Origin of the sequence: Bradyrhizobium sp. F1.13.3 (genome assembly GCF_040548265.1) — a bacterium.
In the GTDB taxonomy this organism is placed as follows: Bacteria; Pseudomonadota; Alphaproteobacteria; order Rhizobiales; family Xanthobacteraceae; genus Bradyrhizobium.
Genome location: NZ_JBEPRI010000002.1, coordinates 108,396 through 129,558 on the forward strand (window position 1 = coordinate 108,396; position 21,163 = coordinate 129,558).

Here is a 21,163-nt window from a genome sequence, read left to right on the forward strand (position 1 = left end):
ATGCCCAAGAGCTCCCCAAAGACCGCCGCCAAAGCTGAAACCAAACCCGCTGCAGCGACAGCTGCTGCCAAGCCCGTCGCTGCGAAGGCGGCCGGCAAGGGCGACCATGTCTTCCTGGTCGACGGTTCCGGCTACATCTTCCGCGCCTATCACGCGCTGCCGCCGATGAACCGCAAGTCCGACGGCTTGCAGGTGAATGCCGTGCTCGGCTTCTGCAACATGCTGTGGAAGCTGTTGCGCGAGATGCCCGAGGACAACCGGCCGACGCATCTGGCGATCATCTTCGACAAGTCGGAAATCACCTTCCGCAACAAGATCTATCCTGAGTACAAGGCGCACCGGGCGCCAGCCCCGGACGATCTGATCCCGCAATTTTCACTGATCCGCGAAGCGGTACGCGCCTTCGACCTGCCTTGCCTGGAGCAGGTCGGCTTCGAGGCCGACGATCTGATTGCGACCTATGTGCGGCAAGCCTGCGAGCGCGGCGCGAGCGCGACGATCGTGTCCTCCGACAAGGACCTGATGCAGCTCGTCACCGATTGCGTCACCATGTACGACACCATGAAGGACCGCCGCATCGGCATCCCCGAGGTGATCGAGAAGTTTGGCGTGCCGCCGGAGAAGGTGGTGGAAGTGCAGGCCCTGGCCGGCGATTCCACTGACAACGTGCCTGGCGTGCCCGGCATCGGCATCAAGACCGCGGCGCAGCTGATCGTCGAATATGGCGATCTCGAGCAACTGCTGTTCCGCGCCACCGAAATCAAACAGCCGAAGCGGCGCGAGGCGCTGATCGAGAACGCCGAGAAGGCGCGCATCTCGCGACAGCTCGTATTGCTCGACGACAAGGTCGACCTCGAAGTCCCGCTGGACGATCTCGCCGTCCACGAGCCCGATGCACGCAAGCTGATCGCGTTCCTGAAGGCGATGGAATTTTCCACGCTGACGCGCCGCGTCGCCGAGTTCTCGCAGATCGATCCGGCCAACGTCGATGCCGATCCGGGCTATTCCAGCGGCGCCAGCGTCTTCTCGCCGCTGCCGCCTTCGGACGTCGTGCCCGCCTCGGGAACCGGCGCGCCGGCGCAAGTTTCGGCGGGCCAGCGCAACGCATCGGCGAGCAAGGAGGACAAGGCCGCGAGTCCGAAGGGCGCGCCGATCTCTCTCGCCGCCGCGCGCGAAGAGGCTTTGCGCAAGCTTCCGGTCGACCGCAGCAAGTACCAGGCCGTCAAGACGCTCGCGGAATTGAACGCCTTCATCGCGCGCATCCATGATGCCGGCCATGTCGCGGTCGAGATCCGGGCAAACTCGATCGATCCGATGCAGGCCGATCTCTGCGGCATCGCGCTGGCGCTGGCGCCGAACGAGGCCTGTTACGTGCCGCTGGCGCACAAGCAGTCCGGCGGCGGCGCCGGCCTGTTCGACGCCGGCCTCGCGCCCGATCAGGTCAGGCATGCCGAGGCGATCGAGGCGCTGCGACCGGTGCTGGAATCACCGGGCATTCTCAAGATCGGCTTCGACGTCAAATTCACCGCGGTGATGCTGGCGCAGCACGGCATCACATTGCGCAACACCGATGATGCACAGCTGATCTCCTACGTGCTCGACGCCGGCCGCGGCTCGTATGCGTTGGAGCAGCTATCCGAGCGCTGGTTCGGCCACGCCATGCTCAAAGAGAACGAGCTGCTCGGCAGCGGCAAGGGCAAGATCACGTTCGACCAGGTGCCGATCGACAAGGCCGCGCCGCTGTCGGGGGAAGGCGCCGACATGACCTTGCGCGTCTGGCGCGTGCTGAAACCGCGCCTTGTCGCCGAGCACATGACCACAGTCTACGAGACGCTGGAACGACCCCTGGTATCGGTGCTCGCACGCATGGAGCGGCGCGGCATCTCGATCGACCGCCAGGTGTTGTCGCGTCTCTCCGGCGACTTCGCCCAGACCGCGGCGCGCGTCGAAGCCGAAATCCAGCAGATCGCGGGCGAGCCCGTCAATGTCGGCAGCCCGAAGCAGATCGGCGACATCCTGTTCGGCAAGATGGGGCTGTCCGGCGGCACCAAGACCAAGACCGGCGCGTGGTCCACCACCGCTCAGGTGCTCGACGAACTTGCCGAGCAGGGCCACGACCTCCCGAAGAAGATTCTGGAGTGGCGCCAGGTCTCGAAGCTGAAATCGACCTACACCGACGCGCTGCCGACCTACGTCAATCCGCAGACCCACCGCGTCCACACGACCTACGCGCTGGCCGCGACCACGACGGGCCGGCTGTCGTCGAACGAGCCGAATCTGCAGAACATTCCGGTGCGCACCGAGGACGGCAGAAAAATCCGCCGTGCCTTCATCGCAACGCCGGGGCACAAGCTCGTCTCCGCCGACTATTCGCAGATCGAGCTGCGGCTGCTCGCCGAGATCGCCGACATTCCCGTGCTGCAGCAGGCGTTCCGCGACGGTCTCGACATTCACGCCATGACGGCATCGGAAATGTTCGGGGTGCCGATCAAGGGCATGCCGAGCGAAATCCGGCGCCGCGCCAAGGCGATCAATTTCGGCATCATCTACGGCATTTCGGCGTTCGGCCTCGCCAACCAGCTCGGCATCGCGCGCGAAGAGGCCTCCGCTTACATCAAGAAGTACTTCGAGCGCTTCCCCGGCATCCGCGCCTATATGGACGAGACGCGCGATTTCTGCCGGAGCCACGGCTACGTCACCACGCTGTTCGGACGGAAGATGTACTATCCCGACATCAAGGCTTCGAACGCCTCGGTGCGCGCCTTCAACGAGCGCGCCGCGATCAACGCCCGGCTCCAGGGCACCGCCGCCGACATCATCCGCCGCGCCATGACGCGGATGGAGGATGCCCTGGTCCAGAAGAAGCTGTCTGCGCAGATGCTGCTGCAGGTGCATGACGAACTGATCTTCGAGGTGCCGGACGCGGAGGTCGAGGCCACGCTCCCCGTCGTGCAGCACGTGATGCAGGACGCACCGTTCCCGGCCGTGCTGCTCTCGGTGCCGCTGCATGTCGATGCACGCGCGGCGAACAATTGGGACGAGGCGCATTGAAGCTAGGTCTTCACTACGCTCCTTCCAAACTTACAGTGTCGTCCCGGCGAAGGCCGGGACCCATACGCCGAGGATCGAGTTGGGCGAAGATTGCCAACTACAATCTCACTTCAAACTTCTTCTTGGGGGTATGGGTCCCGGCCTTCGCCGGGACGACCTATAGAGAGAGACACGGATCGAATTGTCCTCCGTGCAATTGCGCGATGGCCCCACTGGGCCACGCATATTAGAACCATGCTGTCTCGCGCACCGGTTCAGCCATGCCCCACACCCCCGCCCTGCTCGGCTTCGCCCTCGTCTGCCTCGGCCTCGTGCTCACGCCCGGGCCGAACATGATCTACCTGATCTCGCGTTCGATCACGCAAGGGCCGGCGGCGGGCATCGTCTCGCTCGGCGGCGTGGCGCTCGGCTTCGTGTTCTACATGCTGTGCGCGGCGTTCGGCATCACGGCGCTGCTGCTCGCCGTTCCCTTCGCCTATGACGCGCTGCGCTTTGCCGGCGCGGGTTATCTGTTGTGGCTGGCCTGGCAGGCGGTGAAGCCGGGCGGTCGCTCGCCATTCCAGGTGAAGCAGCTTGCGATCGACAGCCCGCGCAAATTGTTCGCAATGGGGTTCGTCACCAATCTGCTCAACCCGAAGATCGCGATGCTTTATCTCGCGCTGCTGCCGCAGTTCATCGATCCCACCGCCGGCAGCGTGCTGACTCAGTCAGTCGTGCTCGGCGCGATCCAGATCGCGATCAGTGTCAGCGTGAATGCCATGATCGCGCTCGCGGCCGGATCGATCGCGCTGTTTCTCGCAAGCCGGCCAAGCTGGATGTTGGTCCAGCGCTGGCTGATGGGCACGGTGCTGGCCGGGCTTGCAGTGCGGATGGCAGTCGAGGCGCGGAAGGTGTGAGGCACACTTTCATGCCCCGCGCAGGCGCGGCATCCAGTACGCCGCGGCCTCTCGGTTAATCACCACCGCCTCTGGAATACTGGATCGCCCGCCTTCGCGGGCGATGACACCACCCTCAATCCAGCTTCGCCTCCATGCCCCGCTGCACCGCCGGGCGCGCCATCAGGGCCTCGTACCAGCGCTTCACGTGGGGGAAGTCGGCCAGGTCAACCTTATGGCGAGGGTGACGCCAGGCCCAGCCCAGGATGGCGAAATCGGCTACCGAGAGCTCGCCGGCGACGAAGTCGCGGTCCGCTAGCCGGCGGTCGAGGACGCCGTAGAGCCGTCGCGTCTCCGCCATGTAGCGCTTGAGGCCGTAGGCGCGGTCCTGCTCGTTCTCGAGCGCGATGAAATGGTGCACCTGGCCCGGCATCGGCCCGAAACCGCCCATCTGCCACATCAGCCATTCATAGACGGGGATGCGGCCCGAAAGCGATTTCGGCAGGAATTTGCCGGTCTTTTCACCGAGATAAAGCAGGATCGCACCCGACTCGAAGATGCTGACGGGCTTGCCGTCGGGGCCATCGGGATCGAGGATCGCGGGAATCTTGTTGTTGGGCGAGAGCTTCAGGAACTCCGGCGCCATCTGTTCGCCCTTGCTGATATTCACCGGGATCACCTTGTAGGGCAGCCCCATTTCCTCCAGCGCGACCGATATCTTGCGGCCGTTCGGCGTGTTCCAGGTGTGCAGCTCGATAGTCATCTGTCGCGTTTCCTTGCCCAGTCTTCTTGGCCCAGATATCCGGCATCCACCTACTCCAGAACGTTGCACCCCCACAACCGGCGGGCCGGGATGGCCGATCCCTGTTGACGGGGGAAGCCCCCTCTGGAATGTCGGGGCCGTCGCGGATAAATTCCGCCACCTCCAAAAACGCTCCCGAGGGCCCGCCGTGTCTAAATCAGCCTCCCGCGCCCGCCTGTTCGAGATCATCCGCCGGCGCTCCTTCGGCCGCGGCGAGGTGACGCTCGCGTCGGGCCGCAAGAGCGACTTCTACTTCAACCTCAAGCCGACCATGCTCGACCCGGAGGGCGCGACCCTGCTCGCCGAGCTGACCTATGAAGCGCTGAAGGACGACCAGCTCGATTTCATCGGCGGGCTCGAGATGGGCGCGGTGCCGCTGGCCGGGGCGCTGGCGCAGATCTCCTGGATCAAGGGCCATCCCATCGCGGCCTTCTTCGTGCGCAAGAAGCCGAAGGAGCATGGCGCCAAGCTCGCGATCGAGGGGCTGCCCAGGGGCGAGACGCTGGAGGGCAAGCGCGTCGTGATCGTCGAGGATGTCACCACCACCGGCGGCTCGGCGATGAAGGCGGTGGAAGCGGTGCGCGAGACCGGCGCTGAGGTGGTGCTGGTGCTGACCATGGTCGACCGCGAGGAAGGCGCCGACGACACCTTTGGCGCAGCCGGGCTGCCATTCCGCTCGCTGTACAAGGCGTCGGAGTTCTTGAAGGCTTGAGCGGCTAGACTTTCTCCGCCGTCGTGCCCGTCGGCGACACCGCTCCACCCTCAACCGCTCATTTACCATCCCGCCTTATGGTGAATCATGTGCTGAGACCTGATGGTCCCGGCCGGTTGGGTAGCGTCGGGTGGAGTAAGCGTTTGCGTACAATCATGTCCCATGCGCGGCGTCGCGCGATGCTCGTAGCCGCCACATTGGCAGCCCCGCTGCTTGCGGCTCCGGCCCCGGTTTCAGCCGAAGGCCTGTTCGACTTCTTCTTCGGCGGAATGCAGCAGCAGCGGCCACAGCGTGAGGTACCGCAGCAGGCGAGCTCCTACGCCGATCCCTTCACCGGCCAGCAGAACGCCGCATCCCCGCAATACGTGCCGCCGACACGTTCGGCCGCGGCCGGCGGCTCGGGACCGGCGTTCTGCGTGCGCAGCTGCGACGGCAAATATTTTCCGCTGATGCGCGGCCTCACCTCGCCCGCGCAGATGTGTCAGGCCTTCTGTCCTGCGAGCGCGACAAAAATCTATTTCGGCTCCTCGATCGACGGCGCCGCGTCGCAGACCGGCGAGCGCTATGCCGATAGCGAGAATGCGTTCGCCTATCGCAAGGCGCTACGCGCCGACTGCACCTGCAACGGCCGCGAGCCGGTCGGCCTTGCTCCGGTCGATCTGGCGCTGGACTCGTCGCTGAAACCCGGCGACGTGATCGCCACCAGCGACGGCCTCGTCGCCTATACCGGCATCCGCGTCGGCAACGACCAGGCCGCGGACTTCACCCCGGTCGCCTCCTATCCCGGTCTCACCGCGCAGGTCCGCGCGAGGCTCGGCGAGATGAAGGTGGCGCCGGTGCGCGCCGAGACGGTGGCGGCGGATGGCCCGGCCGCGGAGATCGTGCGCGAGACGCTACCCGACGTGACGGTGCCGAAGACGCAGAAGCCGGCGAAGCGGGCGGGGCTGGATTAGCTCGGGCTCGTCTGTAGCCAAGCCGTCATTGCGAGCGACTTGTCCGCCGAAGCTCGAAGAGCGAAGGCGGAAGCGAGGCAATCCAGTCTGCCTTCGTGGAGGCACTCTGGATTGCTTCGTCGCAAGAGCTCCTCGCAATGACAGAGGATGGTGGATTACCTCCCGATGATCACGCCGATCACATTCGGCGCCGCCAGATATTTCTCCTCGATCGCCGCGCGCGCGGCGGCGCGGTTGTCTGCCGTGAGCAGGCCGCGCTTCTCGGCCAGGATCATCCAGCAAAAACCCCACCAGTCGGTGAGCATGCCTTGATCGTCGACAAGGTCATAACCCTGCTCGGCGGCGAAGATGCGCGCATGGGCTTCGTCCAGCGTGTCGAGAAACAAATGGTCCTCGGACGAAAACAGATCGTCGCTGACGTCGTCGATGGTGTAGCCCCAGATCGACTGGCACACCGCGTTGAACTCGCGGTCGAACTGGTCGTCATCGACCGCGTAGCGCCGCGCCGCCTGATGCAGCCGCGACAGCGACCGCGCGAAATCGGCGATCCTGGTGAGGGCAAATTGATCGAAGGCAATGGTGGACATGTAGTCCTCGCGAAGTCTGGCGGACGCTAGATATTGTGTCGGCAACGCGCCGAATCACAATGATATATCAAATACTTGCTAAAGTGTTCTTAATTTGTTCTGATCTCCATATCGTCGTCCCGGCGAAGGCCGGGACCCATAGCCACCGCTATGAGACATGTCGGAAACGGGTGCCGCACAATGAATGCACCGGCCGCGTAATACGTCTACATTCTGGCCAGTCGACGATATGGCACGCTTTACATTGGCGTCTGCCGTGACCTCGTGAATCGACTTACATTGCATTGCTCCGGACGCGGTTCGAAGTTCGTCGCGAAGTACGGTGTAACGCGACTTGTCTACGTTGAGACGTACGCGACACCATCCGAAGCGATCGCACGTGAGAAAGCGCTGAAAGAATGGCAACGTGACTGGAAGATACGCCTGATCGAAAAGGAAATCCAGATTGGCGCGATCTATCGCAACTTCTCTGACATCAGTGGTTATGGGTCCCGGCCTTCGCCGGGACGACACCAACTTTTTAGCGAGCCACTCTCCTCAATTTGCCGCCGACATCAACTTATCCCCACACGCGCTCGCATAAAACTTGCCGCCGCATTGGCGCTTGATGGCGGCGCAGCGGGCGGCGGGCGTTGCGTTTTGCGGAAGAGTGACGGCACAGCTCAGGCCGTCGGCGCTGCGGCCGATCTTGCCGGCGGCGAAGGCGGCGCTGGACGCGGTGATGCAGACGACGAGGAAGGTGGCGGCGGCGATTTCGATCAGTCGTCGCATCACGGGTCTCATCAGAGAGTTCATCAGAGCTTTCATGGGCGTCTCCTCCACACTGATGGCTGAATTGGCCGCCATTCTAGCACCAAAGCCACGTTTCCCCGTATGCGTCCGGGTTCCCAAATCGGCCCGTTCCTTGCATAATTTTACGCCAGCGCAGTGCACGGTCGCACCAGCGACGGTTCCGGTGCACAGGCAAGATGCGTAGGGTCAGTAGTGTTCTCGCGACCAGGAAGTGACGACTTTGCAAGATTCATCGTTCCAGCCCAATTTTCCCGCTCCCAACCAGCCCATCGACGAGCTCGCGCTGGCTGAGATCAAGGGCGCGATCCTGGCGAAGCTGCGCCTTGCCATCGGCAAGGATGCGGGCATGGCCACCAAGCACGACTGGTACCAGGCCGCGGCGCTGGCGCTGCGCGACCGCATCGTGCATCGCTGGCTCACGGCCGAGAAGCACAGCTACGATGCAGGGCGCAAGCGCGTCTACTATCTCTCGCTCGAATTCCTGATCGGCCGCCTCTTCAGCGACGCGCTGAACAATATGGGGCTGCTGAAGATCTTTGAGGTCGCGCTCGGCGATCTCGGCGTCTCCTTGCCTGAGCTGCGCAAATGCGAACCGGACGCAGCGCTCGGCAATGGCGGGCTCGGACGACTTGCCGCCTGCTTCATGGAGAGCATGGCGACGCTGTCGATCCCCGCGATCGGCTACGGCATCCGTTATGATTACGGCCTGTTCCGCCAGATCATCAATCAGGGCTGGCAGCAGGAATATCCGGACGAATGGCTCGGCTTCGGCAACCCCTGGGAATTGCAGCGGCCCGAAGTGATCTACGACATTCGCTTCGGCGGCGGTGTCGAGCATGTCGACGACAAGGGCCGCGATCGCGCGATCTGGCATCCGTCCGAGACCGTGCAGGCGATGGCCTATGACACGCCGATCGTCGGCTGGCGCGGCCAGCACGTCAACGCGCTGCGGCTGTGGTCGGCCCGCTCGCCCGATCCGTTGAAGCTCGACGCCTTCAACACCGGCGACTATGTCAGCGCCAGCGCCGAGCAGTCGCGCGCGGAAGCGATCTGTAAATTCCTCTACCCGAACGACGAGAGCCCGGCGGGTCGCGAGCTGCGCCTGCGCCAGGAATATTTCTTCGTCTCGGCTTCGCTGCAGGACCTGATCAAGCGGCATCTTGCCTCCGACGGCCAGCTCCTTAGCCTGTCCAGCAAGGTCGCGGTGCAGCTCAACGACACCCATCCGAGCTTGGCCGTCACCGAGCTGATGCGGATCCTGATCGACGACCACAATTTCCGCTGGGACGAGGCCTGGAAGATCACGGTCGCCACGCTGTCCTACACCAACCACACCCTGCTGCCCGAGGCGCTGGAGACCTGGCCGGTCGAGCTGTTCGAACGGCTGTTGCCGCGGCATCTCGAGATCATCTACCGCATCAACGTGCAGCATCTCGCGCTCGCAGAGGCGCGCGCTCCCGGCGACATCGACTTCCGCGCCTCGGTCTCGCTGATCGACGAGAGGAGCGGGCGGCGCGTGCGCATGGGCCAACTCGCCTTCGTCGGCTCGCACCGTATCAACGGCGTCTCGGCGATGCATTCGGACCTGATGCGAGAGACCGTATTCCACGATCTCAACCATCTCTACCCCGGCCGCATCACTAACAAGACCAACGGCATCACCTTCCGCCGCTGGCTGATGCTGGCGAACCCGAAGCTGACCGATCTGTTGCGTGAGGCCTGCGGCGATGCCGTGCTCGACGACCCGACGCAGCTCAGCCTGATCGAAGCCCGCGCCAGCGACGTCGAATTCCAGAAGAAGTTCCGCGCAGTCAAGCTTCACAACAAGACCGCGCTGGCGCGCCTGATCGGCGAGCGGCTCGGTATCAAGGTCGATCCGACCGCGCTGTTCGACGTGCAGATCAAGCGCATCCACGAATACAAGCGCCAGCTTCTCAACGTCATCGAGACCGTCGCGCTGTACCAGGCGATCAAGGACGATCCCAACGGCAATTGGGTGCCACGGGTGAAGATCTTTGCGGGTAAGGCTGCGGCGAGCTACCGCTACGCCAAGCTGATCATCAAGCTGATCAACGACGTTGCGGAAGTCGTCAACAACGATCCCGCGATCGGTGGCAAGCTCAAGGTCATCTTCCTGCCCGACTACAATGTCAGCCTTGCCGAAGTCATCATTCCTGCGGCCGACCTCTCCGAGCAGATCTCGACGGCCGGCATGGAAGCCTCCGGCACCGGCAACATGAAGCTGTCGCTGAACGGCGCCCTCACCATCGGCACGCTCGACGGCGCCAACATCGAGATCCGCGACCATGTCGGCGCCGAGAACATCGCGATCTTCGGCATGGAAGCCGGCGACGTGATGATCCGGCGCAAGCAGGGGCTGGACGCCTCCGACGTGATCCGCAATTCGCCGAAGCTCCAGCGCGCCATCAATGCCATCGGCGTGGGCGAGTTTTCGCCCGGCGATCCCGGCCGCTTCGAATCCATCGCGCACGCGCTGCGTTATCTCGACCATTACATGGTCAGCGCCGATTTCGATTCCTATTACGAGGCGCAGCGCAGCGTCGATGCGCGCTGGCAGGTGGCGCCGGCCTGGACGCGCGCCTCGATCCTCAACGTGGCGCGCATGGCGTGGTTCTCCTCCGACCGCACCATCCGCGAATACGCCGAGGAGATCTGGAACGTGCCGGTCAACCCGACCACGCCGTTGCTGCCGACCTTGCGCGACGTCGCGGGCTGAATTTCCGCGGCGTGAAATCGGTTACCCACGAGGTAATTGCACAAGCCGGCGGCGGACGTGATATGACGTCCGTCATTGAACGCCGGATCAAACAATGCACGCCAAGCTCCCGCACCCCTTCGACGATGCCACTCGCGTCACCGCCGGTGACTCCAGCTGGCAGGGACACACCAGCGACGACTATTGGGCCTTTGTCGGCCCGTTCGGCGGCGTCACGGCTGCGACTGTCCTCCGTGCGCTGATCGAGCATCCGCAACGCGCCGGCGATCCGCTGGCGCTCACCGTCAATTACTGCGCACCGATCGCGAAGGGGCCGTTCGATCTGGACGTGCGGCTGGTGAAGGCCAACCGCTCCAGCCAGCACTGGAGCGTCGAACTGTCGCAAGGCGGCGGCGAGGTCGCAACGCTCGCCACCGCCGTTTTTGCTGAACGCCGGCCGTCCTGGGAGCACAGGGTGGCGCAATATCCTGATGCAAGGCCGTTCGAACAGACGATGCCGTTCCCGAAGATCGCGGCGTCCTGGGCCAACCAATATGAATTCCGCTTCGTCGAGGGCGAGATGCGGATCGGCCCGCCCAAGTCCGAGCTCGCCAGCACTTACTCAAAGCTTTGGATCAGTGATCGCGAGCCGCGCAAGCTCGACATGCCGGCGCTGATATCGATGTCGGACGCCTTCTTCGGCCGCATCTTCCACGCGCGGCGCGAGCTGGTGCCGTTCGGCACGGTGTCGCTGACGACGTATTTCCACACGGACAGCGAAGAGCTCGCCGCCGAGGACATCACCCGCGTGCTGGCGACGGCCGATTCGAAGATCATGCACAAGAGCTACGCCGACCAGAACGCCGAACTGTGGTCGCCGAACGGAAGATTGCTCGCGACCACGACGCAGATCGCCTATTTCAAGGCGTAGCTGCTTCCGCAAGTTCGTCATTGCGAGCGCAGCGAAGCAATCCAGACTGTTTCCGCGGAGGGATTCTGGATTGCTTCGCTACGCTCGCAATGACGAGTGGAGAGATATCGCACAAACAAAAAGGGCGGCCTCACGGCCGCCCTTTGCGATAAAGACAGAACAAACTTACTCCGCCGCGAGCTTCACGTCCGGCGCGGCGGCGCGGACCTCGGCGTCGACCTGGGCTTCGAACTTGGCAAAGTTCTTCTGGAACATGCCGACCAGCGCGCGGGCGGTCTTGTCGAACTCGTCCTTGTCCTTCCAGGTGTTGACCGGGTTGAGGATCTCGCTCGGCACGCCCGGCAGCGCGGTCGGGACCGCGAAACCGAAATATTTGTCGGTACGGAATTCGACGTTGCGAAGCGAGCCGTCGAGCGCCGCGGTCAGCAGCGCGCGCGTCACCTTGATCGGCATGCGCGATCCGGTGCCGTACTTGCCGCCGGTCCAGCCGGTGTTGACCAGCCAGCAGTCGACATTGTGCTGGGCGATCAGGTCGCGCAGCATGTTGCCGTAAACGCTGGGGTCGAGCGGCAGGAAGGGCGAACCGAAGCAGGTCGAGAATTCCGGCTGCGGCTCGTTGCCAAGACCGCGCTCGGTGCCCGCGACCTTCGCGGTGTAGCCCGAGAGGAAGTGATACATCGCCTGCGCCGGCGAGAGCTTGGCGATCGGCGGCAGCACGCCGAAGGCGTCGGCGGCGAGCATCACCACGTTCTTCGGCTGCGGCGCGCGGCCGGTGCGCGAGGCGTTCGGGATGAATTCGAGCGGATAGGCCGAGCGCGTGTTCTCGGTCTTGGAGCCGTCGTCGAAATCGACCACGCGAGTGTCTTCGTCGAGCACGCAGTTCTCGAGCACCGCGCCGAAGCGGGTCGAGGCGGCATAGATCTCGGGCTCGGCTTCCTGCGACAGCTTGATGCATTTGGCGTAGCAGCCGCCTTCGAAGTTGAAGACGCCGTTCGGGCCCCAGCCGTGCTCGTCATCGCCGATCAGCGTGCGGTTCGGATCGGCCGACAGCGTGGTCTTGCCGGTGCCGGACAGGCCGAAGAAGATCGCGGCATCGCCCTTGGCGCCGACATTGGCCGAGCAATGCATCGGCATCACGCCGCGCTCGGGGAGATAGTAGTTCAGCGTGGTGAAGACCGACTTCTTCATCTCGCCGGCATAATAAGACCCGCCGATCAGCACGATCTTGCGGGCGAAATCGATCGCGACGACGTTCTCCGACTTGCAGCCATGGCGCTTCGGATCGGCGCGGAAGCTCGGCATGTCGATGATGGTGAGCTCCGGCGTGAAGCTCGACAACTCGACGGCCTCGGGGCGGATCAGCAGCGTGCGAATGAACAGCGAGTGCCAGGCGAGCTCGGTGAAGACGCGGGTCTTGATGCGATAAGCCGGATCGGCGCCGCCATAGAGGTCCTGTGCGAACAGCGACTTGCCTTCAGCGTGCTTGAGGAAGTCCTGGTAGAGCGTCTCGAACTGCTCTGCGGTGATCGACTGGTTGCCGGCCCACCACATCTTCTTGTCGGTGGTGGCGTCACGCACCGTGAATTTGTCCTTGGGGCTGCGGCCGGTGAACTCGCCGGTATCGGCGCAGAGCGCGCCATCGGCCGACAGCACCGCCTCGCCCGCGGAGAGCGCGTATTGATAGAGTTGCGGCGCACCGAGGTTCCAGTGAACCTGCTTGAGATTCTTTAAGCCGAATTTGTCGGCGCCGAAGGCACCGTTGCGCACGCCCGTCTCTTGCACGAAAAATCCTCCTAGAACCCACTCAGCGCGATCATGCTTGGCGCCGCCGCGGTCACCGTGATTACAGGCCGTCCGGCCTCGGTTGGAACGACCTAATACTGATGAACGCTGGCGTTGCCAAGCTGATCCCTTAGGATTTGGTTTATTCAAAGACCGCGCCAAACGTCGCGCATGTCAGCTCTGAGCAGGTGCATCAAAAAATCAACAATGATCGCGCAACCAAATGCGCGTTTCGGCGTTCTACGAGGTTGCTGCGCCGCACAATCTTCCGCGCCATCCTATCGTACCGCGCCTTCGCCGATCAGCGCGAACGGGCCCCACATCGCGGGGTATGCGTTGCGCGGTGACGAGGTGTCGTCAACATAGGTTAACATTGCGCGGCGCAAAGCTTCGGCACGGCCGATCTTTGGTTCGTTTTTGAGCAGCTCGAAAGTCGATGTGGTCAAGCGGGTGGCAGCTTCCGAATCCACGGCCCAATGCGAGACCAGCAGCGCGCGCGCACCGGCGTAGAAGAACGAGCGCGCCAGTCCCGACAGGGCCTCGGCGCCGGGCTGGTCGCCTGCGATGGTGTTGCAGGCCGAGAGCACAACCCAATCCGCGTTGAGCTTGAGCTGGGCGACTTCACTCGCAGTGAGCAGACCGTCGTCGAGCTCCGTGGGCTGATCAGGAATCGAGAGCGCGAGCGAGGGCTCACCCAGTCCCTTGATGTCGCCGGCAACCAGGCCGTGGGTGGCAAAGTAGATGATGCCGTATTGAGCAAGCGCTGCACGCTTCAGCGTCGTTTCGCTGGCGTCGCGGCCGAGATGGATATCGGCCTCGGCAGCCCCGACATCCCTGGCCACCGCGTTCAACTCATCGGCGGTGTCGGGCAGCTGCGGCAGCGCCTGCGCAAGCCGCGCGCGATCGACGCCGGCACCGCGCCAGAAGTCGCTATAGGCAATGGTCGCGATGCTGCGCGCGACGACCTTGCCGCTCGCGGCGCGCCGCTCGGCGGGCGCTTCCAGCGCGGGATTGAACACGGGATCGCCAAAGCCGGTCATCGGCTTCACGCTTTGGTCCCGACGGGCGAAGGCCCGCAGCGATTTCAGGCTGACCACCGACGGCAGCACCGAGACGGCCTGGCGCCGCAGCAGCCAGGCGGCGCCGCGATAGCCTTCGAGCGTGTCGGGGATCGCAGCCTGCGGCTTCTCGGTGACGAGCAGATGAAACGGCAAGGCGGTCAGCGCAGCCGACGGCACCACCAGCAGGCTGCGCTTGTCCTTTGTCAACGCCTCGACCGGACCGAGCAGCGCGACATTGAGCTCGTTGGCGAGTGCGAGATCGAACAATCCGGATTTGCCGGAGGCATCGCGCGCTTTGCCGACGTCGAGTCCCTTGCGGAATGCCGTCACCTTCTGCGTCAGCGCATCCGCGCCGAGTGGAATCGCCCTCCAGCCGACGCCCTCGCGCGTGATCGCGATGACATAGCTTTGCTTGTCGACGACGGAGTAGAGCACCATCGCCTCGTCCGCCGACAGCAGCAGCTGAATGTCCTTTGCCGTCAACGGCAGGGGATTGGAGAGCGACGCATAGTCGGGAAACTCGACCGCGAGAGTCTTCTGCAAGCCCGCACGCTCGTTGGCAATCGTTGCAATCCGCACGCGGCTGCGCTGCTCGGCTGCGAGATCGCGCTGCGCAGATGGCTTCGACACCGCGGTGACGATCGCCTTGTCGAGTGCCTCGGACTCAGCCGCGAGGTCCTGGTCCCGGCGCACCAGCTCGGCGAGCCGGTCGCTGCCGGCAGCAAGCCGAACCGCGAGCTTGTTTACGGCGGATGCGGCGGAGGATTGCGTACCGCGCTGGATCGCGGCGAGGGCCTGGTCCAGCGCCTTGTCGCCGGGCAGCAGATCTTGCTGGCGTGCGGCGAACAGGACCGGCAACACGACGCGCAACTGCGCGCGATCGCCCCGAAGCGTCCTTTCCGCGAACGGCAATGCGTCCGCGGTGCGCCCGGCCACGTAGAGGAAATAAGCGAGATTGCTGGTCGAGGTCATGACGTCGGGATGATCGGGCCCGAGCGCACGTTCGCGAATAGCCAGCGCGCGGCGATAAAGCGGCTCGGCGCCGCCGTAGCGCTGCTGGTGCTCATAGAGGCCGGCGAGGTTGTTGAGGGAGCGGGCAACGTCGGGATGATCCGGTCCCAGCACCTTCTCGCGGATCGCGAGCGAGCGCTTGATCGGCGCTTCCGCGTCCGCATCGCGGTTGAGATCGCGATAGACCTGGCCGAGATTGTTCAGGACGGTGGCCACCGCCGGATGCTCGGGGCCGCCGGCCTTCTGGTAGATCGCGAGCGCCCGCTGAAACAGCGGCTCGGCATTCGCATAGTGCTGCTGCTTCACATGGAGCGTGGCGAGATTGTTGAGGGACTGGCCGACATCGGGATGCTCGCGCGACAGCCCCTTCTCGCGAACGGCGAGCGCGCGCCTGAACAGCGGTTCGGCCTCGGCATAGCGGCTCTGCCGCTGGTAGAGCGCGGCGAGATTGCTCAGTTCGGCTCCAAGCAGCGGGGTTTCGAGACCGAGCGACTTTTCCATCAACATGATGGCGCGCTTGTAGAGCGGTTCGGCCAGATCGTCGTGGCCCTGACCGGCATGAACCTGGCCGAGGTTGTTCAGCGCGGCGGAGAGTTCGCGACCGGTGTCGCTCTTCTCCAGGCTCGCGACCATGCCTTGCGCCAAAGGCAGTGCTTCCGAATATCTGCCGGCGCTCATCAATGCGTTGATGCGCGCGCTCTCCGCGGCGAGACCTTTCGGAGCAGAGCTTGTCTGGGCAACGCTAAGCGTGACAAGCGATGCGGTGATCGCGAGCGTCAAACCCGCTACCAGCGTCAGTCTCTTCCATTCTGTCATTGACGCTCTCGCCGCCGCCTTCCGACCGGTTACGGTACCGATTACGGAGTTGGGTCGCGGCGACGGGCGGCAGCGTTCAATGTGTTGCGCTCTGGTCCATCCTGGCGCGCGCTTCTCCGGCGAGGCGAACCAGCATCTTGCGCAGCGCCGTGCCATCAGCCACGCGCTCCGGGAAGTCCAGCCTCAAGGCGGTCTGGCCGTCCTGCATGTCGAGGCCCTCCGGATCGCAACCGGTGCAGCGCCAGTCGCCCGCGGCCGCGCCCAGCAGCTTTGTTGCATAGAGGCCCATGGCCTCGCGGTGGTCGGCATTCATGTGCTCCACCGCGCCCTCCTCCGCCGCCAGCAAGTCCTCGGCGCCCGTGAGGTCCGTGAGGAATTGCTCCGGCTTGAGGTCGACGATCCGGCCGAAGCCCGCGACCAGATGGGTTCTCGTGGGCCGGATCCGAAAGAAAGAGAAATCCTTAAAAGAAACAAAGGCTTCCGCTGAGGGATGGGCATTGAGATACCGTCGCTGGAGCAGATCCTGGTCGGCATCGGCCGACTCGGCATGACCGGACAGCATGATCCGGGCGCCTTCCAGCGGATCGCCCGCCGCCCGCTCGTCCAGCATCATGGACACCCGGCTGTCGGCCAGGATGTTCCTGGTGTGCACCGCCAATCCCGAGATCAGCAGGATCGGAGAGCCATCCGGATGGCTGGCCAGATTGACCAGGGAGCAATAGGGATCGCCGCTGCCGGCCATCAACGTCGCCAAGGCACCCTGCCGTGACCGCCGCAGCAGCGATTTGGCGAGCTTTCCGGGATCGAAATCGGGGGTCGGTTGCATCAGCTTTCTCGGGTCAGGTGGTTGCATGGAGGGCCTTTTTTCGGGTAAACCGGGGCCCGGTTATGGGTCGAGATGCGGCGAATCTGCCGTGTTTCGTGGAACTTGGTCACACTTCAGCCTAGCTTGCATTGCTCGGTGACAAGGTTCGACTGCCAACATCGGCACCCATGTATGCGGCGCATCAGTGGATTGCTCGCCGTTTCAAGCCACGACCCAAACGGAAAGCAGAAAGCAGAGGCTCATGCCCACAATCGCTTTGGTCGACGACGACCGCAACATTCTCACATCCGTCTCGATCGCGCTGGAGGCCGAAGGCTATCGCATCATGACCTATACTGACGGCGCCTCCGCGCTCGACGGTTTCCGTACCACCCAGCCCGATCTTGCCATCCTCGACATCAAGATGCCGCGCATGGACGGCATGGAGACGTTGCGCCGGCTGCGGCAGAAATCCGACCTGCCCGTGATCTTCCTGACCTCCAAGGACGAAGAGATCGACGAGTTGTTCGGCCTCAAGATGGGCGCCGACGACTTCATCCGCAAACCATTCTCGCAGCGCCTGCTGGTCGAGCGCGTCAAGGCGGTGCTGCGCCGTTCGGCGCCGAAGGACCCGACCGTCACGCCGAAGGAGAACGACGCCAAGGCGCTCGACCGCGGCCTGCTGCGCATGGATCCTGAACGGCACACCTGCACCTGGAAGAACGAGCCGGTGACGCTGACCGTCACCGAATTCCTGATCCTGCAGGCACTCGCGACCCGGCCCGGCGTGGTGAAGAGCCGCAACGCGCTGATGGACGCCGCCTATGACGACCAGGTCTATGTCGACGACCGCACCATCGACAGTCACATCAAGCGGCTGCGCAAGAAGTTCAAGGTGGTCGACAACGAGTTCGAGATGATCGAGACGCTCTACGGCGTCGGCTACCGCTTCAAGGAAGCCTGAGGCGCACGCGCCTCCACGAAAGACCGAGAGCATCGCCGGTTCTGATTCCATCGGGACCGGGATGGCTCTAGGATGCGGGGACCTTCGCACGAGCTGTCCTAACGCGGGCGTGAGCATTGCTTGACCGAACGCAGCCTGACGAGAACCAGAACGCCGAGGACGTCACCGCCCACGGCGCTTCGGATCAATTGGCCGAGGACAAGCCGGCCGTGCGGGGCTGGCGTCCGCTGAACTGGCTGAAGCGCGCCGGGCAGTTCTTCTTCGCGCTTTCCTTTTCGAGCCTGACCCGCCGCATCGTCTCGCTCAACCTCGCCGGCCTCGTCGCGCTGGTGGCGAGCATCCTCTACCTGTCGCAATTCCGCGCCGGCTTGATCGACGCCCGCGCGCAGAGCCTGCTGGTACAGGCGGAGATCATCGCCGGCGCCATCGCGGCCTCCGCGACGGTGCAGACCAATGCCATCACCATCGACCCCGACCGGTTGCTCGACCTCAAGCCGGGCGAGACCTATGGCGGCTCGGACGAGTATTCCCCGCTGGATTTTCCGATCAATCCGGAGCGCGTGGCGCCGGTGCTGCGCACGCTGATCTCGCCGACCAAGACGCGCGCCCGCATCTACGACCCGAACGGCAGCCTGCTGGTCGACAGCCGCAGCCTCGAGACCGTGGTGCGCTTCCCCCTGCCGTCAGTCTCCGCCGAGAAGCCGGGCATCGTCGAACGCGGCATGGTCGCGGCCCGCACCTGGCTCAATCGCGGCGACCTGCCGCTCTATCGCGAGCTCGGGCCCGAGAACGGCAACGGCTATGCGGAGGTCGGCGACGCGCTCCAGGGCCAGAAGCGCTCGATGGTGCGGGTCAATGCGCGCGGCGAGGTGATCGTCTCGGTCGCGGTCCCCGTGCTGCGCTCGCGCGCCATCCACGGCGCGCTGATGCTGTCGACGCAGGGCGACGACATCGACCAGATGGTCACCGCCGAGCGCCTCGCCATCCTCAAGGTGGGCGGCGTCGCCGCAGCGGTCATGATCATGCTGTCGCTGCTGCTGGCCAGCACGATCGCAGGTCCGGTCCGCCGGCTCGCCGACAGCGCCGAGCTGATCCGCCGCCGGATCAGGACCCGGGTCGAGATTCCCGACTTCACCCGCCGTCGCGACGAGATCGGCCATCTCTCCGGTGCGCTGCGCGACATGACCAGTGCACTCTACAGCCGCATCGAAGCGATCGAGATGTTCGCCGCCGACGTCGCGCACGAATTGAAGAACCCGCTGACCTCTTTGCGCTCCGCGGTCGAGACGTTGCCGCTGGCGCGCAACGAGAACAGCCGCGCGCGCCTGCTCGAGGTAATCGAGCATGACGTCAAGCGGCTCGACCGGCTGATCTCGGACATCTCCGATGCCAGCCGTCTCGATGCCGAACTGCAGCGCCAGGATGCGATCCCGGTCGACCTGCGCCGCCTGCTGACGACGCTCGTCTCCGTCGCCAATGAAACCAAGCTCGGCCATGACGTCGCGGTCGAAATGCGTTTCGAGGGCCGCGGCCCGACTGATAATTTCGCCGTGACGGGCCACGATTCTCGGCTCGGACAGATAGTCTCCAACCTGCTCTCGAATGCACAGTCCTTCTCCGAGCCCGGCAACAAGGTGCGCCTCACCTGCCGCCGCGTGCGCGGAGAGATCGAGATCGTGGTCGACGACGACGGCCCCGGAATCCGGGATGACGCGCTGGAGCGCATCTTCGAGCGCTTCTACACCGACCGCCCTCATCAGGGCTTTGGCCAGAACTCCGGCCTCGGCCTTTCGATCTCCAAGCAGATCGTCGACGCGCATGGCGGACGCATCTGGGCGGAGAACCGTCCCGGCCCGGCGGACGAGGACGGAGCGCCGAGTGTCGTCGGCGCGCGCTTCGTGGTGAGGCTGCCGGCGCTATGAGCGACGGCGGCCCCAGCATTCACGCCTCGGCGGTCAAGGTTGGAGATCTGGCGGTGCTGATCCGCGGGCCCTCGGGCTCCGGCAAGTCGCGCCTTGCCTTCGATTTGATCATGGCGGGACGTAGCGGCGTGCTCGAAAGGGCCGTTCTGGTCGGTGATGACCGTGTCCATCTGGCGACAGTCGGCCGGGAAATTGAGGTCCGCCCCGCTCCGGTCCTGGCCGGGCTGATCGAGATTCGGGGGCTGGGAATCCGCCGCTGCGACTTCGTGGAGCATGCGACCGTCGGTCTCGTGGTCGATCTGGACGCTGCGGATGCGGAGCGGCTGCCGCCGGACGAATCCCTAAAAACAGCCATTTTAGGTGTTGAAATACCGCGAATCCCGATCGGCCGCGACTATTCGCCCCTCCCACTGGTTGTCGCGGCCTTGACCACTACCAAGAGTTCATCTTCCGTTAACCCTTCAGGCGATTGTTTGAAGGGAAATGGTAACCATATGAACCCCACACTCGCGACCGAATAGACCGGCGCAGCTCCCCTTATCCATCCGTCTAGATTCAGGGAGATACGCAACATCCCCTCTTGCGCGGGGGCTCTGGATGGTCAAAGTGGCGCGTTCGTGCGGTGCACCAAAAGCGCCCGCGAGGAGTTTTCCGATGATTGGTCTAGTACTTGTGACCCACGGGCGCCTTGCCGACGAATTCAAGGCAGCGCTTGAACATGTCATGGGCCCACAAAAGCAAATCGAAGCGATCACGATCGGCGCCGAAGATGATTCCGATCTCTGTCGAAGCGACATCATCGAGGCGGTTAACCGCGTCGATTCCGGCGACGGCGTCGCGATCCTCACCGACATGTTCGGCGGCACGCCGTCGAACCTGGCAATATCCTGCATGAGCCGGCCGAAGGTCGAAGTGCTCGCGGGCATCAACCTTCCCATGCTGGTGAAGCTCGCCAAGGTGCGCGAGGAGCGTCCGCTCCCCGACGCGATCGCGATGGCCCAGGAAGCCGGCCGCAAATACGTCACCATCGCCAGCCGCGTCCTCGCCGGCAAATGAGCGACGAGGCGCCGCAAGCCGGGACGGGCGTGCCCGCGGGCGCGATCTCCAAGGACCTTCTGATCATCAACAAGCGCGGCCTGCATGCGCGGGCCTCCGCAAAGTTCGTCCAGGCCGTCGAGCGCTTCAGCGCGCAGGTCTGGGTAACGCGCGGCGGCGAAACCGTCGGCGGCACCTCGATCATGGGCCTGATGATGCTCGCCGCCGGTCCCGGCACCACCATCACGGTCGCCGCTGCCGGCGATGATGCCGAAGCCGCGCTCGCGGCGATCACCGAACTCGTTGAAAGCAAATTCAACGAGGAAGGGATTTAGGCGGCGTCGCCTC

Annotated in this window: 17 protein-coding genes and 1 pseudogene; 12 read left to right on the forward strand and 6 right to left on the reverse strand. The window is 64.2% G+C overall.

Annotation, left to right across the window (positions count from 1 at the left end):
• Together polA and ABIB66_RS05345 are read left to right on the forward strand one after the other, a co-directional pair.
• On the forward strand, positions 1-3,051 hold the full coding sequence (gene polA, locus ABIB66_RS05340; protein ID WP_354254362.1) for a DNA polymerase I: 3,051 nt from the start codon (positions 1-3) through the stop codon (positions 3,049-3,051).
• Positions 3,052-3,311: 260 nt separating this feature from the next.
• Positions 3,312-3,947: a LysE family translocator gene (locus ABIB66_RS05345; RefSeq protein WP_354206237.1), complete on the forward strand. Its 636-nt coding sequence runs from the start codon at positions 3,312-3,314 to the stop codon at positions 3,945-3,947.
• A 115-nt stretch (positions 3,948-4,062) separates the two neighbouring features.
• On the opposite strand, the gene ABIB66_RS05350 is transcribed toward ABIB66_RS05345, so the two are convergent.
• Positions 4,063-4,689 carry a glutathione S-transferase family protein gene (locus ABIB66_RS05350; protein WP_354206235.1) on the reverse strand — a complete coding sequence of 209 codons (627 nt, stop codon included), beginning with the start codon at positions 4,687-4,689 and terminating at the stop codon, positions 4,063-4,065.
• A gap of 187 nt (positions 4,690-4,876) precedes the next feature.
• Between ABIB66_RS05350 and pyrE the strand changes: the two genes are divergently transcribed.
• Both pyrE and ABIB66_RS05360 read left to right on the forward strand, forming a co-directional pair.
• Positions 4,877-5,440, forward strand: coding sequence for an orotate phosphoribosyltransferase (gene pyrE / locus ABIB66_RS05355; protein ID WP_018460046.1), 564 nt, complete (start codon positions 4,877-4,879; stop codon positions 5,438-5,440).
• A gap of 179 nt (positions 5,441-5,619) precedes the next feature.
• A complete protein-coding gene (locus tag ABIB66_RS05360) occupies positions 5,620-6,393 on the forward strand; it encodes a DUF2865 domain-containing protein (RefSeq protein ID WP_354206233.1) in 774 nt (257 codons plus the stop codon).
• Positions 6,394-6,548: 155 nt separating this feature from the next.
• Here the strand turns inward: ABIB66_RS05360 and ABIB66_RS05365 are convergent, their stop codons facing one another.
• A complete protein-coding gene (locus ABIB66_RS05365; RefSeq protein ID WP_007605013.1) occupies positions 6,549-6,980 on the reverse strand; it encodes a hypothetical protein in 432 nt (143 codons plus the stop codon).
• Positions 6,981-7,190: 210 nt separating this feature from the next.
• On the opposite strand from ABIB66_RS05365, the pseudogene ABIB66_RS05370 reads away from it, so the two are divergent.
• A pseudogene (locus ABIB66_RS05370) lies at positions 7,191-7,453 on the forward strand (GIY-YIG nuclease family protein).
• 64 nt (positions 7,454-7,517) lie between these two features.
• Here ABIB66_RS05370 and ABIB66_RS05375 read toward each other — a convergent pair.
• Positions 7,518-7,775 (reverse strand): hypothetical protein, encoded by a 258-nt coding sequence (locus ABIB66_RS05375; RefSeq protein WP_354206440.1) that lies wholly within the window; start codon positions 7,773-7,775, stop codon positions 7,518-7,520.
• Between the two features lie 217 nt (positions 7,776-7,992).
• Between ABIB66_RS05375 and ABIB66_RS05380 the strand changes: the two genes are divergently transcribed.
• Both ABIB66_RS05380 and ABIB66_RS05385 read left to right on the forward strand, forming a co-directional pair.
• Positions 7,993-10,509: a glycogen/starch/alpha-glucan phosphorylase gene (locus ABIB66_RS05380; RefSeq protein ID WP_354206438.1), complete on the forward strand. Its 2,517-nt coding sequence runs from the start codon at positions 7,993-7,995 to the stop codon at positions 10,507-10,509.
• A 94-nt stretch (positions 10,510-10,603) separates the two neighbouring features.
• Positions 10,604-11,419, forward strand: coding sequence for an acyl-CoA thioesterase (locus tag ABIB66_RS05385; RefSeq protein WP_354064065.1), 816 nt, complete (start codon positions 10,604-10,606; stop codon positions 11,417-11,419).
• Between the two features lie 165 nt (positions 11,420-11,584).
• On the opposite strand, the gene ABIB66_RS05390 is transcribed toward ABIB66_RS05385, so the two are convergent.
• The 3 genes from ABIB66_RS05390 to ABIB66_RS05400 form a co-directional block, all read right to left on the reverse strand.
• Positions 11,585-13,201 (reverse strand): phosphoenolpyruvate carboxykinase, encoded by a 1,617-nt coding sequence (locus tag ABIB66_RS05390; RefSeq protein ID WP_354206230.1) that lies wholly within the window; start codon positions 13,199-13,201, stop codon positions 11,585-11,587.
• Positions 13,202-13,479: 278 nt separating this feature from the next.
• The gene (locus ABIB66_RS05395) at positions 13,480-16,089 is read right to left on the reverse strand and encodes a CHAT domain-containing protein (protein ID WP_354206228.1); all 2,610 of its coding nucleotides are present in this window, start codon (positions 16,087-16,089) and stop codon (positions 13,480-13,482) included.
• Between the two features lie 76 nt (positions 16,090-16,165).
• The gene (locus tag ABIB66_RS05400; protein WP_354206226.1) at positions 16,166-16,915 is read right to left on the reverse strand and encodes a HugZ family pyridoxamine 5'-phosphate oxidase; all 750 of its coding nucleotides are present in this window, start codon (positions 16,913-16,915) and stop codon (positions 16,166-16,168) included.
• A 241-nt stretch (positions 16,916-17,156) separates the two neighbouring features.
• On the opposite strand from ABIB66_RS05400, the gene ABIB66_RS05405 reads away from it, so the two are divergent.
• From ABIB66_RS05405 to ABIB66_RS05425, 5 genes are all read left to right on the forward strand, one after another.
• A complete protein-coding gene (locus tag ABIB66_RS05405) occupies positions 17,157-17,858 on the forward strand; it encodes a response regulator transcription factor (RefSeq protein ID WP_007597749.1) in 702 nt (233 codons plus the stop codon).
• A 116-nt stretch (positions 17,859-17,974) separates the two neighbouring features.
• Entirely contained in the window at positions 17,975-19,780 is a 1,806-nt protein-coding gene (locus tag ABIB66_RS05410) for a sensor histidine kinase (RefSeq protein WP_275172899.1), read from the forward strand.
• Entirely contained in the window at positions 19,777-20,301 is a 525-nt protein-coding gene (locus ABIB66_RS05415; protein ID WP_275172900.1) for an HPr kinase/phosphorylase, read from the forward strand. Before ABIB66_RS05410 ends, ABIB66_RS05415 begins: the two co-directional genes overlap by 4 nt.
• Before the next feature lie 133 nt (positions 20,302-20,434).
• A complete protein-coding gene (locus ABIB66_RS05420; RefSeq protein ID WP_007597752.1) occupies positions 20,435-20,836 on the forward strand; it encodes a PTS sugar transporter subunit IIA in 402 nt (133 codons plus the stop codon).
• Positions 20,833-21,150 carry an HPr family phosphocarrier protein gene (locus tag ABIB66_RS05425; RefSeq protein WP_007604995.1) on the forward strand — a complete coding sequence of 106 codons (318 nt, stop codon included), beginning with the start codon at positions 20,833-20,835 and terminating at the stop codon, positions 21,148-21,150. The genes ABIB66_RS05420 and ABIB66_RS05425 overlap by 4 nt, the downstream gene beginning before the upstream one ends.
• Positions 21,151-21,163: the final 13 nt, after the last annotated feature.

What these genes read in the sequence shown, in the direction of transcription:
- ABIB66_RS05350 (WP_354206235.1), bottom strand. Translation starts at nt 4,689, where the DNA reads ATGACTATCGAGCTGCACACCTGGAACACGCCGAACGGCCGCAAGATA.
- ABIB66_RS05345 (WP_354206237.1), top strand. Translation starts at nt 3,312, where the DNA reads ATGCCCCACACCCCCGCCCTGCTCGGCTTCGCCCTCGTCTGCCTCGGC.
- ABIB66_RS05405 (WP_007597749.1), top strand. Translation starts at nt 17,157, where the DNA reads ATGCCCACAATCGCTTTGGTCGACGACGACCGCAACATTCTCACATCC.
- ABIB66_RS05360 (WP_354206233.1), top strand. Translation starts at nt 5,620, where the DNA reads ATGCTCGTAGCCGCCACATTGGCAGCCCCGCTGCTTGCGGCTCCGGCC.
- ABIB66_RS05385 (WP_354064065.1), top strand. Translation starts at nt 10,604, where the DNA reads ATGCACGCCAAGCTCCCGCACCCCTTCGACGATGCCACTCGCGTCACC.
- ABIB66_RS05415 (WP_275172900.1), top strand. Translation starts at nt 19,777, where the DNA reads ATGAGCGACGGCGGCCCCAGCATTCACGCCTCGGCGGTCAAGGTTGGA.
- ABIB66_RS05365 (WP_007605013.1), bottom strand. Translation starts at nt 6,980, where the DNA reads ATGTCCACCATTGCCTTCGATCAATTTGCCCTCACCAGGATCGCCGAT.
- ABIB66_RS05400 (WP_354206226.1), bottom strand. Translation starts at nt 16,915, where the DNA reads ATGCAACCGACCCCCGATTTCGATCCCGGAAAGCTCGCCAAATCGCTG.
- ABIB66_RS05420 (WP_007597752.1), top strand. Translation starts at nt 20,435, where the DNA reads ATGATTGGTCTAGTACTTGTGACCCACGGGCGCCTTGCCGACGAATTC.
- polA (WP_354254362.1), top strand. Translation starts at nt 1, where the DNA reads ATGCCCAAGAGCTCCCCAAAGACCGCCGCCAAAGCTGAAACCAAACCC.
- ABIB66_RS05395 (WP_354206228.1), bottom strand. Translation starts at nt 16,089, where the DNA reads ATGACAGAATGGAAGAGACTGACGCTGGTAGCGGGTTTGACGCTCGCG.
- ABIB66_RS05375 (WP_354206440.1), bottom strand. Translation starts at nt 7,775, where the DNA reads ATGAACTCTCTGATGAGACCCGTGATGCGACGACTGATCGAAATCGCC.
- ABIB66_RS05425 (WP_007604995.1), top strand. Translation starts at nt 20,833, where the DNA reads ATGAGCGACGAGGCGCCGCAAGCCGGGACGGGCGTGCCCGCGGGCGCG.